This is a genomic window from Plantactinospora soyae (assembly GCF_014874095.1).
Classification (GTDB): Bacteria; Actinomycetota; Actinomycetes; order Mycobacteriales; family Micromonosporaceae; genus Plantactinospora; species Plantactinospora soyae.
The window spans coordinates 7,231,872-7,245,413 of the sequence record NZ_JADBEB010000001.1 but is presented as its reverse complement, the minus strand read 5'-3'; the positions used below and the strand labels follow the sequence as shown (position 1 = coordinate 7,245,413).

General features: G+C 68.7%; 9 protein-coding genes and 1 pseudogene. All 10 read left to right on the top strand.

All coding sequences use genetic code 11. The annotated features are described in order from the left end of the window. Positions 1-300 precede the first annotated feature (300 nt). Complete coding sequence (locus H4W31_RS31725) at positions 301-1,911, top strand: glucuronyl esterase domain-containing protein (protein ID WP_192769985.1); 1,611 nt, start codon at positions 301-303, stop codon at positions 1,909-1,911. A gap of 113 nt (positions 1,912-2,024) precedes the next feature. After that, the gene (locus H4W31_RS31720) at positions 2,025-3,299 is read left to right on the top strand and encodes an extracellular catalytic domain type 1 short-chain-length polyhydroxyalkanoate depolymerase (protein ID WP_192769984.1); all 1,275 of its coding nucleotides are present in this window, start codon (positions 2,025-2,027) and stop codon (positions 3,297-3,299) included. Positions 3,300-3,617: 318 nt separating this feature from the next. Beyond that, a complete protein-coding gene (locus H4W31_RS44915) occupies positions 3,618-6,215 on the top strand; it encodes an endo-1,4-beta-xylanase (protein ID WP_404825638.1) in 2,598 nt (865 codons plus the stop codon). A 727-nt stretch (positions 6,216-6,942) separates the two neighbouring features. Beyond that, positions 6,943-8,913 carry an ABC transporter ATP-binding protein gene (locus H4W31_RS31710; protein ID WP_192769983.1) on the top strand — a complete coding sequence of 657 codons (1,971 nt, stop codon included), beginning with the start codon at positions 6,943-6,945 and terminating at the stop codon, positions 8,911-8,913. A gap of 11 nt (positions 8,914-8,924) precedes the next feature. After that, positions 8,925-9,161: pseudogene (locus H4W31_RS31705) on the top strand (zeta toxin family protein); the annotation flags it as partial. Between the two features lie 47 nt (positions 9,162-9,208). After that, positions 9,209-10,120, top strand: a complete 912-nt coding sequence (locus tag H4W31_RS31700; protein ID WP_192769982.1) for an NAD-dependent epimerase/dehydratase family protein — start codon at positions 9,209-9,211, stop codon at positions 10,118-10,120. Between the two features lie 161 nt (positions 10,121-10,281). Continuing rightward, positions 10,282-11,004 (top strand): hypothetical protein, encoded by a 723-nt coding sequence (locus H4W31_RS31695; protein WP_192769981.1) that lies wholly within the window; start codon positions 10,282-10,284, stop codon positions 11,002-11,004. Between the two features lie 360 nt (positions 11,005-11,364). After that, entirely contained in the window at positions 11,365-11,688 is a 324-nt protein-coding gene (locus tag H4W31_RS31690) for a hypothetical protein (RefSeq protein ID WP_225945774.1), read from the top strand. Between the two features lie 43 nt (positions 11,689-11,731). After that, complete coding sequence (locus H4W31_RS31685) at positions 11,732-12,316, top strand: PadR family transcriptional regulator (protein WP_192769980.1); 585 nt, start codon at positions 11,732-11,734, stop codon at positions 12,314-12,316. Beyond that, positions 12,313-13,323 carry a hypothetical protein gene (locus tag H4W31_RS31680; protein WP_192769979.1) on the top strand — a complete coding sequence of 337 codons (1,011 nt, stop codon included), beginning with the start codon at positions 12,313-12,315 and terminating at the stop codon, positions 13,321-13,323. Before H4W31_RS31685 ends, H4W31_RS31680 begins: the two co-directional genes overlap by 4 nt. Positions 13,324-13,542: the final 219 nt, after the last annotated feature.

The window sequence follows — 13,542 nt, the reverse complement described above, 5'->3', positions numbered from 1 at the left end:
CAAATCTATACTCTTGAATTTCACGAAACCTTTCCGTAACCTTCCGGCCTACGGGTGGCGCGAGGTCAATGCCTCAGCTCAACCGGCGTCGGGCCCCACCCGCACCCCACGACTGTCACCCCAAGGAGGCCGCGTTGGGCACCACGTACCGCTCGGCGGCGGACCGGATCCAGCCGGGCCCGCTGCTTTACCCGCCGCAGCCGCGCACGTGTCGGCTGCGGCGGTCGGGCGCAGCTACCCCCACCACGTACCTCAAGGTCAATTTCAACGTCCGTTGCCAACCCTGAAAGGAGAGCCACGATGACACTCCGCCCAGGCCGCTCGAAGCTACGTTCAGCGGTCATCACGCTCGCGGTTGCGGCGCTCACCGTCACCGGGACGGTAACCGTGATAGGCCGGACCACACCCGCGCACGCCGCGTCCACGGTGGAAGACGAGGGCGCCGACTGCCCGGTGCCGAACACGTCCGTACCGGCCAGCTCCCGGCTGCCCGACCCGTTCCGGAAGTTGGATGGCACGCGCATCACCACCAAAGCCGAATGGCGATGCCGGCGGGCCGAGACCCGGGAACTGGCCGAGCGGACCGTGTACGGGCAGAAGCCCGCTAAACCGGCCACCGTGAGCGGCACCGTCTCGAACACGAGCATCCAGGTGAACGTGTCCGACCAGGGCCGCAACGCCAGCTTCTCCGCCAGCGTCCAACTGCCGTCGGGCACCGGCCCGTTCCCGGCCGTCGTCGTCCTGGGTGGGTTCGGCGCCGACACCGCCACCATCCGCAACGCCGGCGCCGCGGTCATCAACTACGACCCCCTGGCCGTCGGCCGGGAAGGCACCCCCCGCAACAACAAGCAGGGCGCCTTCTACACGCTCTATGGCGCCAACAGCAGCACCGGAATCCTGATGGCCTGGGCCTGGGGGGTGTCCCGGATCATCGACGTCATCGAACAGTCCGGCGGCACCATCCTCCGCCCCGACGCGACCGGGGTGACCGGCTGCTCCCGCTACGGCAAGGGCGCGTTCGTGATCGGCGCGTTCGACCAACGGATCGCTTTGACCATGCCGATCGAGTCCGGCTCCGGCGGTGCCCCGATCTTCCGCGGCATCCCCGGCGAGTCCGGCTCCCAACCGCTGTCCAGCGCCTACGGCGAGCAGCCCTGGCTCGGTGACGCGTTCAGCGCCTACACCAGCAACCCCAGCGGGCTGCCGGTCGACACCCACCAAATGATCGGCCTCGTCGCACCCCGCGGCCTGTTCGTCATGGAGAACCCACACATCGACTGGCTCGCCGCCCGCTCCGGCAGCAACGCCGCCCTCGCCGGCGCCGAGATCTACAAGGCACTCGGGGCGGGAGACAACATCACCTACTGGTCGGACGTCTCCGACGGCACCCACTGCGCCAGCCGCTCCGAGTGGCGAACCCCGTTGCAGCAGAACATCCAGAAGCATCTGCTCAAGACCGGCAACGCCGCCGGCACGATTCGGATCTCCAGCCGCAAACAGGGCAACCTGGCCGAGTGGCGCGACTGGCAGACCCCGGTCCTCACCGACGGACCGACCACCCCACCGCCCACCGGCCCCACGCCCACGACCCCTCCGCCCACGACCACGCCGCCGCCGACCACACCACCGCCCGGTGGCAGCTGCACCGCGTCGACCTCCCCGGGCACGGTCTGGGGTGACCGGTACAACACCTCGGTGACGGTCAGCGGCGCCGGCAGCTGGACCGTGGTGGTGGCCGTCACCGCGCCACAGCGGATCAGCACCACCTGGAGCGGCAGCGCCAGCCTGAACAGCAACGGCACCGTGCTGACGATGCGCTCCAACGGCAGCGGTAACACGTTCGGCTTCACCACGATGACGAACGGCAACTCCAGCGCCCGACCCCAGATCAACTCCTGCACCGCCGGTTAAACCCTAAGAACCGCCGCTGGCCGTGCGCGGCCCTTCGGTAACCACGCACGGCCAGCGGGCCAGCGCACCCCTTCAGCCAACCGGCACCCAACGGTTCGGGAGGACCAACCCATATGAGACTCAGACGATTCCTGACCGGCGCCGCGGGCCTCGCGATCGCGCTCGTGGCCGCCACGCTCACGATCGCGCCACCGGCATCCGCGGCCACGCTCACCGAGGTGACCGGCTTCGGCACCAACCCGAGCAACCTGCGCATGCACCTGTACGTACCGGACCGGGTCCAAGCCAATCCGGGCATCCTCGTGGCCGTGCACTACTGCACCGGCACCGGGCCTGCCTACTACTCCGGCACTCAGTTCGCCCGCCAGGCGGACCAGTACGGCTTCATCGTCATATACCCGTCGGCGACCCGCAGCGGCCAGTGCTTCGACGTCTACTCCCCACAGGCACTACGACGCGACGGCGGCAGCGACCCGGTCTCGATCAGGTCGATGGTCAGCTACGTGCAGCAGCGCTACAACGCCGACCCCAACCGCATCTTCGCCGCCGGCACCTCGTCCGGCGCGATGATGACCAACGTCCTACTCGGGCTCTATCCGGACGTGTTCAAGGCCGGCGCCGCGTTCGCAGGCGTGCCCTTCGGCTGCTTCGCGACGACCGGCAGCTCGACCTGGAACAGCGAGTGCGCCAACGGCCAGATCACCCGTACCGCCCAGCAGTGGGGTGACCTGGTCCGCAACGCGTACCCGGGCTACACCGGTACCCGGCCGCGTATGCAGTTGTGGCACGGCACGAACGACGAGACGCTGCGCTATCCCAACTTCGGTGAAGAGATCAAGCAGTGGACCAACCTGCACGGGCTGAGCCAGACACCCACCTTCACCGACACCCCGCAGTCCGGCTACACCCGCACCCGGTACGGGGGCAGTGGCGGGCAGGCCCCGGTCGAGGCGATCAGCTTGCAGGGCGTGCCGCACAATCTTCCGGTGAACGCCGCCGAGGCGATCCGTTTCTTCGGCCTGAACACCAGCACGCCGCCGACGACATCGCCCACGCCGACCACCTCGCCTACGCCTACGCCGACCACGTCGCCCACAGGGCCACCGCCCGGTGGAAACTGCACCGCGTCGGTAACACCCGGCACGGTCTGGGGCGACCGGTACAACACCTCGCTGACAGTCAGCGGCGCCAGTAGCTGGACCGTGGTAGCAGCCGTCACCGCACCACAGCAGATCACCACCACCTGGAGCGGCAGCGCCAGCCTGAGCAGCAACAACACCGTACTGACAATGCGCTCCAACGGCAGCGGCAACACCTTCGGCTTCACCACCATGACAAACGGCAACTCCAGCGCCCGCCCCCAGATCAGATCCTGCACCACCGGCTAGACCGCAAGGAACAACCGCTGCCCCGTGCACGGCCCCTCCAGACAACCGTGCACGGCCGGCAGCAGGAGGAGAACCGACGATCCTGTGGCGGACCGGTCCTGAGCTGTTCCAACCGCGAGACTCCAATGGCGTGGTTCTCTCCCAGCAACGCCAGGAGAACCAAGACCGACTACGCCCGAGTCGTCAACGTCGATGTTTGATCCGTGGATCCTGTCAGCCCTCAGAGAGAGGCACACAAGGATGATGAACCAGACGGTTGGGACGCGTGAGCGCCTCACGTTGAGACGGATCCGCCCGTCCCGGCTGATGCTGGGCGCTATGAGCCTGCTACTCGCTACCGGCGCCGCGGTGGTGGTGACCACCTCGGCGCAGGCCGCCACCACCTTGGGTGCGTCGGCTGCCGAGCAGGGCCGGTTCTTCGGTACCGCCGTGGCAGCCGGCAAGCTCGGCGACAGCGCGTACACGACGATCCTGAACCGCGAGTTCAACCAGGTCACGCCCGAGAACGAAATGAAGATCGACGCGACCGAACCGCAACGCGGCCAGTTCTCGTACGGCAACGCCGACCGGATCGTGCAACACGCCCGCAGCCAGGGCATGCAGGTCCGAGGACACACCCTGGCCTGGCACTCCCAGCAGCCCGGTTGGATGCAGAGCCTGAGCGGCAGCACCCTGCGCTCGGCCATGCTCAACCACGTCACCCAGGTTGCCAGCCACTTCCGCGGCCAGGTCACCTGGTGGGACGTCGTCAACGAGGCCTTCGCCGACGGCAGCAGCGGCGCCCGGCGCGACTCCAACCTGCAACGCACCGGCAACGACTGGATCGAAGCCGCGTTCCGGGCCGCCGACGCCGCCGACCCGAACGCCAAGCTCTGCTACAACGACTACAACACCGACAACTGGACCGCGGCCAAGACCCAGGGCGTCTACCGGATGGTCCAGGACTTCAAGCAGCGCGGCGTACCGATCGACTGCGTCGGCTTCCAGGCCCACTTCACCGGCGGCTCGAACTACCCGAGCAACTTCCGCACCACCCTGTCCAGCTTCGCGGCCCTCGGCGTCGACGTCCACATCACCGAACTGGACATCCGCAACGCACCCAGCGACGCGTACCGCAACACGACCAACGACTGCCTCGCCGTGCCCCGCTGCACCGGAATCACCGTCTGGGGCATCCGCGACTCGGACTCCTGGCGCTCCGGCGAAAGCCCACTGCTGTTCAACAGCAGCGGCGGCAAGAAGGCCGCGTACGACGCCGTACTCGCCGCACTGAACAGCGGCACCCCCAACCCCACCACCACGCCGCCGACCACATCGCCCACGACGACCCCGCCGCCGGGCGGTAGCTGCACCGCGTCGACGGCGGCCGGCACGGTCTGGGGTGACCGGTACAACACCTCGGTTACGGTCAGCGGCGCCAGCAGCTGGACCGTGGTGGTGGCCGTCACCGCGCCACAGCGGATCAGCACCACCTGGAGCGGCAGCGCCAGCCTGAACAGCAACGGCACCGTGCTGACGATGCGCTCCAACGGCAGCGGTAACACGTTCGGCTTCACCACGATGACGAACGGCAACTCCAGCGCCCGACCCCAGATCAGCTCCTGCGCCGGAGAGTCGGGTCCCAACCCCACCACCGGGCCGACGCAACAGCCCACCTCGCCGCCGACCTCGGCACCGCCCGGGAACCCCACCTGGGGAACGGCGCTGCCGCCAGCGGGCGCAGCCGCCAGCCGGGCGTACACCCTGATCGCCACCGCCAACGAAAAGGGCTACCTGCCGCGGTCGGGGGAGTGCTCCGTCGAGATCCACGCCCGCTACTGGACGTACGGACCGGACGGCAAGGTCTACCCGACCTGGCACCCGAACCGGGATCCCAGTGGCTGCAACTTCGGCCACGAACACGGTGACGACCCCCGTCCATCGGACCTGTTCTCCACCGCCGGCTGGCCGGCCTTCGGCTACACCAGCGAAGTGATGCTGGACAGCATGCCCGAGCACAGTCACCGGCACGAGGACCACGTCGGACACAAGGTGCTCTCGGTCAACAACGTCAACGTGATCCAGGGTGACAACGGCAGCAGCCTCTTCCCGCCGCAAGGCACCACGATCGCGACCTGCGACGTACTGCTCAAGTTCCACCAGGGCACCCACTCGCCGGACGCCTTCACCAACAACGTCCACGAGCTGCTCTTCAACCAGCGCTGCTCCCAGACCAACGGGCAGGTCGTCGAGGCCCGGTACAACGCGATGATCCCGCTCGGGCGGGCCGGGGGCTTCAGCCCCAGCGAATGCCCGGGCTTCGGCGGCCAGTTCATCAACGTCGCGCCCCCGGTGCCGGCGGACTCACCCTCGGAGACCCGGTCGCTGGGCCGGCTGATCACCGAGCCGGGTTGCGTGCAGGCGATCCGGGAAGGCCGTACCCACAACGACCCGCTCTACCCCAACCCGGTGCCGTTCACCGTCTCCGACATGGACGACTTCTGGTTCTCCGACGTCCAGGTGACGGGTCCCGGGCTGAACTTCCGACTCGCGCCACTGTTCTACGTGGTCAACCCGTCGCGCTACTACGACCCGACCAAGCCGAACAACCTGGGCCGGATCGTGGACCTGTGCTACACCAACCTCGCCGGTGGTGACTACTGCAACCAGGCCCGCCAGGCCGGGCAGAACCTCGCCTGGGACGACCCACGCTCGCCGTTCAAGGGCACCCTGCGGGAGTACCGGACGGGCACCTTCTCGGTGCAGAACAGCGGCCCCACCACGGTCTACACCGACGTGTACGGCCGCAACGCCTCCAGCACGCCATTCGCCGGATCCATCCAGCAGTACCTCTCCGGCAACCAGTCATCCACCCAGATGTACGTCCGTGGTGCCACCAGGGACTATGCGGCCAACGGGGTACACGCCCCGAACTGACGCCCACACCACAGACCCCCGCGGCGGGAACCCCTCCGTCGCGGGGGTCTGTGGATGTTTGGGGCGGGTCGCTGCTCGAGTCGAAGGCACTTCGAGGCGTCGATCTTTTCGGCCCAGTAGGCCTCGACGGCCTTCCTCAGCTCCCGGCTGGCGTCGACATGACCTTCACCCGAGACCACGGCACTCGAGCGGCTCCGCATCGTCGTCGGCCGTCGTGCCGCCCGAACGCCGCCGTGTGGTGCCCTTTCGGCTCTTACGAGCTCTGGACACCCTCGCCTCCCGCCATCGCAGCTGCCCGGAGCCGTCTCCACCGGAACAGCCGAACCCAAACCACGACTCATCGACATTTCACTACTTCAACACCGAGGCGCCTCCGGTGCAGGCACCGCCCCGCCCAGACCGATCAATGAACCAAGATCACCAACAGCATCCCGAATGTGAGACAGAGCCGCTACGGGCGTGTCGGACGGCAGGCGTCCTACGGTCGAGTCCATGTTCTGCGGACACTCGGGCATCACCGCTGACCTGCCCCGCGGGCGGCTGGACGGGCTCCGCAACCTATCGACCCGAACCGGCGGGTCCTACCGGTCGAGCCGACTGACGAAGCATTCCGGCGGATCCCCGGCCAGCGACACCGGGCGTCACCGCCGGAGGCGACGCCCCGCGTTGTCCGCCGTCGACGTACCGCCACGGCGGCGAACCCTGCTCACCTTCGGGAGGTACCTGCATGCCCACAACCGACCAGCCAGACCGGACGCCCGACCTGCCCGTGTCGACGCAGGGGGAGTCGGTGCTGCCGGAGTTACGGGAGATGTGGTGGGAGACAGGGGTGCGGGCGCGGGCGCAGGCGGGCCCGTTCGCCGTGCTGTCCGAGCTGCCCCGACTGGTCTGGGCCGCCCTCGGGGTGAGCTGGCACGCTGACCGGGTCCGTACCTTGATCGTGGGGGTGACGACGGTCGGCGCGGGGGTCATGTCGGCGTTCGGGCTCCTCGCGGTGCAGCGGGTGTTGGTGGAACTGTTCGCCGGCGGGCCGACCGCCGACAAGGTCGTCGCGGCGCTGCCCGCCTTGGCAGCTCTCGCCGCCGTCACGGCGCTACGCGCCGGCATGGCCACCGCGATGGGATATGCACAGAACGGGCTGAGCCCGAAGGTCGACCAGAAGGTGGAACGCGGGCTGTTCGAGGTGACTACCGCCGTACGACTTGAAGCCTTCGATGCCGACGCGTTCGCCGACGACATGGAACGCGCCTCCCGTGGTGCCGACTCCACCACCGGGCTTGTGCAGGCGTCGATGAACCTGCTCGCCGGCCTCGCGGGCGTGCTGGCGGTCGCGGTCGCTGTCGTGGTGGTCCATCCACTACTGCTGCCTGCGCTCCTGGTCGCCACCGTTCCGAACGGGTGGGCGTCGCTGCGGGCCGGGCACCTGCGCTATCAGACCTACGCGGCCGGATCGGTCCGGCGGCGCCGGTTGTGGCTGCTTCACCGGCTGATGGCTGAACGCGACTCCGCCCCCGAACTACGCTCCTACGGCCTGCGTAGTTTCCTGCTCGACCAGTACGACCGGGTGATGGGCGTCGAGACCGGCATCCAACTCGCACTTGCCCGCAGGGTCACCACGACCACCACCGTCGGCGCGATGATCGGCGGGATCGCCACCGCTGCCGTCTACGTGTTGCTCGGCCTGTTGCTCATCGACGGTCAGATCCCCCTCGCCGCTGCCGCGACCTGCGTCATCGCCGTCCAGTCCGCGCAACGGTCCCTTTCCGTGGTCACCTTCCAGATCGACCGTGTCTACACCGAAGGGCAGCACTTCCGTGACTACACCGGCTTCATGGCCCGCGCCGCCGATTATCTCCCTGAACCCCGCACCTGTACTGGCCGCGCCGGAACACCGCAGCGGCTGCGGGAGATCACCGTCGAGGCGGTCAGTCTCCGCTACCCCGACCGCGACACACCGGCGGTCGACCAGGTCAGCCTGACCGTCGAAGCGGGGCAGACGGTGGCGTTCGTCGGGGAGAACGGCTCCGGCAAGTCCACCCTCGCCATGATGATCGCCACCCTACGCGCCCCCTCCGGCGGCAGCGTCCACTACAACGGCCGCACGATCGACGACTGGGGCATGGCCGCGCTACGGGGCCGGATCGGCGTCGTTACGCAGGAGTACCACAAGTGGCCGTTCACCGCCGCCACGAACATCGCCATCGGCGACATCACCACCACACCCGGCCAGGACCGCATCGAGGAAGCCGCCGCCCGCGCCGTCGCCCACGACATGATCAACGACCTGCCCCACGGGTACGAGACGCTGCTCGACCGCACCTTCGCCGGCGGCCAGGACCTCTCCGGTGGGCAATGGCAACGCGTCACCGCCGCCCGCGGGTTCCTGCGCGACGCCGACGTGCTCATCATGGACGAGCCGTCCTCCGCACTCGATCCCCGCGCCGAGGACGCCCTGTTCCAAGCCATCCGCGACCGGCACGGGCGCGGCATCACCATCCTGATCACCCACCGGCTGGCCAACGTCCGTCACGCCGACCGCATCTACGTCCTACACCACGGCCGCCTCGTCGAGGCCGGCACCCACGATCACCTCATGACCGCCCGCGGCCGGTACGCCGAACTGTTCACCCTCCAAGCCGCCGGCTACGACACCACCGCGCCCACCGCGCAGATGCCCCGACAGAGCACAACCGCCTGAGAGAGCAGTCCATGACGACGTCGACTCCCACAACACCCGTTTCGCCCACGTTGGTGATCATCCGGGGAAACTCCGGCAGCGGAAAGACCACGGCCGCCCGCGAGGCCCGGCGTCTCGGACGTGGTGCCGCCCTCGTGGAACAGGATTACTTCCGCAGGACCGTGCTCCGGGAGCACGACAGCGCCCACATCCAGCCGGTCGCGCCAGTGTTCATCACCGCGACCGTCCGCACCGCGCTCGATCCAGGCTGCACCCCCCTTGCGGGGCGCGGCGCACCGCCGGAGAGGATGTGACCATGACCGACCCTGTTCTCGAATCCGCACTCCCCAGGCGCGTTGTCGTCACCGGGGCCACCGGCAAGCTCGGTCGTGCGGTGGTCGCGCATCTGCGCGATGTGGGTGTCGACGTGCTGGCGGTGGACCGCGCTGGCGGACGTGATCCCCGCGACGTCGACGGCGAGTTCCTCCTCGTGGATCTCACCGACTACGGGCAGGTGGTGGAGGCGTTCACCGGCGGCGCCGACGAGCACGCCGGCGACGTCGAGGCGGTGGTGCATCTGGCAGCGGTCCCCGCCCCTGGGCTGCTGCCCAACGCGACCACGTTCGCGAACAACTCCGCGGCGACGTACAACGTCTTCGCCGCAGCTCGGGCCGCAGGGATCAAGCGGGTGGTGTGGGCGTCGAGCGAGACGGTGCTCGGGCTGCCGTTCGACACCCCGCCGCCGTACGTTCCGGTGGACGAGGAGTATCCACCGCGCCCAGAATCGACGTACTCCCTGAACAAGGCGCTCGAGGAGGAAATGGCGCGCCACTTCTGCCGATGGGACCCCGATCTGGTCATGGTGGGCCTGCGTTTCTCCAACGTGATGGACGTCGAGGACTACGCCCAGTTCCCGTCCTTCGACGCCGACCCGCAGCTGCGCCGATGGAACCTGTGGGGCTACATCGACGCTCGCGACGGCGCCCAGGCGGTCGAGCGGGCGCTCGCCCACGATCGGCCCGGCGCCGACGTCTTCATCATCGCCAACGCCGACACCGTCATGAGCAGGTCCAGTGCCAGCCTCATGGGCGAGGTCCATCCGGGGGTCGAGGTCCGCAAGAAGCTCGGCGAGCACGAGACACTGCTGAGCATCGACAAGGCCCGACGGCTGCTGGGCTACCAGCCCCAGCACTCGTGGCGGGACCACGTCGACCCCACCGGCGGCTGACGCATCGATCGCCACCGAACGGTCCCCACTGCCGGCGGCACCCGACTCGACGCCTGACGCCCAGCCCTGCCCGTGGATCGATCTTCGATGACCCGCACCTGACGGAACGACCCGTGACCGACCCACGTCCAACCGTCGTGATGCGACTTCGGAGATGCCTCGTGTTGGTCATGGTCGGGTCGGTGGCCGGCTGTGTGGCCACCCCTCCGGACCGGCCCGACGATCCGGCGACCGCGGTGCTGCGGATCGATCGGAGCGGCGGGTTCGGGCCGTTGTCCGCTCGGTACCGCGTGCCGGCGCTGGTCGTCTACGGCGACGGGTCGGCAATCGTCGCCGGCCAGGACCAGGGTGCCGTGTTCACCGCGCGGCGCCGCATGCTGACCGACGGCGAACTGTCGGGACTGTTCGAGCAGGCGGCCCGCGCGAACCTCTTCGAGGACAACGCGTACGGTCTCGATGTCCTGGACGCCGCCTCGCTGAGCGTGCGGATCCGGTCCACCGAAGGTACCTTCCGGACTCAAGCCGGCCTGCAGTCCGAGACGGGAGGCGACGATCGCCGACGGATCGTCGAGTTCGCCGCCGCCGCGGAGCAGGTGGGGACCGAGGCGGGGGAGTACGCGCCGGACCGGTACGCGGTGGTCGTGCTGGCGGAGGCCGCCGGGCGGGAACCGGTGCGACCCTGGCCGTTGCCCGTGCCACCAGAGCAGGTGCCCGGCTGGCCCGCACGGCCGTGCCTCGAGATCGATGCGGCCGCCGCCGGGGACCTGCTCGCCGCCGCCCGGTCGGCCGATCACCAGACGAGCTGGCGGGCGGGGGATCGGCAGGTCAGCCTGGTGATCCGCCCGCTGCTGCCGGACGAGCCCGGCTGCGCGGCGCTGCGGTAGGCGCCGTCGACGCGCGCACCATCAGTTCGGTGGCCGGCTCGACGTCGTACGAGTCGGGCGGCTCGCCGGCCGATCCAGCGGCGTAGGGCCGCTGATCTGCGGGCGGCAGGGCGCTGCTGGTCGAGGTCCTCGCGCTGCGGCGTGAGGTTGCGGTGCCACGTCGCCGGATTCGGGCCAGCCGCGGTTGGTCTTCGCCGGACCGTGCCTACGGCGGCAGAAGCCGTACGCCTGTCCGATGACCGCCTACCGAGCGTGCGGTGGCGCTGTTACGCCGTGCCGACAAGCGTTCCGTCGAGTTGGTCGAACGTGGCTCGGCATCTACTGGCACCGGACAACCCGCCCGACGGTTGGGACACCGTCATGAGTGGCGAGGAAGGCAGCCAGATCGATCAGGAATCGAGAAGCTCGGTTCGGATCGCCGCGACTAGCGTGACCGCCATGGAGATCGGGATTCATCGGAACTGGAGCAAATCGGTCCGCCAGGTCCATCGCTGGCTGTCTATCGCCTTCACGCTGACCATCATTGGCACCTTCGTCGCCTTGGTCCAGGAGGAGCCCGCCGCATGGGTGTTCTACATGCCGCTGCTCCCGCTCGTCCTGCTCCTGCTCACCGGTCTGTACCTGTTCCTGCTGCCGTATGGCACCAAGTGGCGTAGCGGCCGACGCACTGCTGCAGGGAACTGACCTCGGCCTTGCAGTTAGACGTATACGCCTATAGGTTGCCTGGGTGCCTTTGGACGCGTCACGGAACAGCCTGGTGCTGCCGATCCTCGGACTCCTCGTCGAGCAGCCGGCGCATGGCTACGACATCACGACACGCCTACGCGAGCGATACGGATACCTTCCGGTCACCCGCAGCACGGTCACGTCCCTGCTGAAGGCGCTCGAGAAGGCAGGCCTGGTCTCCTCCCGGCTTCCCGAGCGGGTGGGCAACCGGCCGCCCCGTACGGCCTACGAGTTGACCGCCGCAGGTCTCGCTGACTTCCGCCGCAAGGTCGCCGCTGGGGTGCGCGACACCGCAGCCGCGTCCGTGGACTTCGTCATGGCGGTCGCCTACGTCGGAGTTCTTCCGATCGATCAGGCGGCGTCCATCCTGCTTGGTCGGGCCGACCGGCTCGACCAGGAGCTGGCCGTCCTCTCGGAGCCACCCGACGGCGACGTACCCGAAGTGCACATGCTCGAAGTCGCCTACTGGCGCACCATCGTCGCCGCCGAAGTCGCCTGGATCAGGACCCTGGTACGGCGGATCCGGTCACACGAGATCGGCTGGCCAACCCAGCGAACCGACCAACATCGGAGTGCAGAAGCGTGAAGTTCGGTATCTATCCGGGCGGGCGGGCCGGCACGGTCTGCTCCCACCCACCCGATGTCGCCGCGATCGGCCACCTCGTCGACGACCTCGCGGGCGGCCGCCCCTTCGTCATCCGCGAGTACGTCCACTTCTTCGGCGACGCGACACCGCCGGACGTCGTCACCTCACTCGGCGCCGAGAACGAACTCGCTCAGCTCACGATGCCCGACCAGTGGTACGTCGAGGGAGGCCGCGAGTTGGACCTCGTGGTCAGCTACATCCCCCGGGCCGCCGAAGTCTCCGGATGGCTGGCCTTCCTCGACAGCGTCATCGACCGCTACGGTCACCTGACCCGGTACCTCCAGGTGACGCTTGAGCCGAACTTCCCCATCCCGCTCATCGATGGAAGCGCACCCGGCGTGCTCGAAGCCCTGACCCTCGGCATCCCGCACGCACGCGCCGCACTGGACCGGCGGGGCCTCCGGCACGTGCGGATCGGCTTCTCCGTCGCCGAACCAGCGGAATGGTTGGGCGGCGACGACCAGTTCTGGTCATACCTCTCCGCACTCCCGTACCAGGACTTCGCGGCCCACGTGGACTACGTCGGCCTGGGCCTGTACCCCGACGCCTTCTCGCCCGTCGCCCCGCGCGGCAACCCGGGAGACACCGCATCCCTCACCACCCACGCCCTGCACCACCTGCGGGGCGGGTCGCTGCCCCGCGCGCACATCCCGCCCAGCACTCCCATCCACATCGTCGAGAACGGCACCCCGAGCGGGCCACCGCGCACCGAGCAGGCACAGTGCGACTCACTGTCGGACATGCTCGGCGTCATCGTCGCCGAACACGAGTCTCTGAACATCACCCACTATGAACTGTTCAGCCTCAGGGACGCCGACAGCAGTTCCACGGAACCCACCGGAACACTGGGCATCGTCACCGACACCTACCGGCCCAAGCCCGCACTCGCCGTCTACCGCGACATCCTCCGCAGCACCGGCCAGTTGCCCGTGACCAGCCATCCCTGAACGCGGCGGCCGAAACGGAGCAAGCGCGGGCCAGCGTCCACTATCGACCCTCCCGCACCGCGCTGAGTTGCCGAGGCAGTGACGCGCCATCAACCGCTCGTGTCGTCCGGTCAACGGTCCACGGCGCGGCGACGACGAGTTCCGGAAGCGGGCGTTCGCTGGTCAGCGCGACGGTTGCCGAGGCGCGGGGCCGCTGGATTGGACAACCCCCCTACAGTG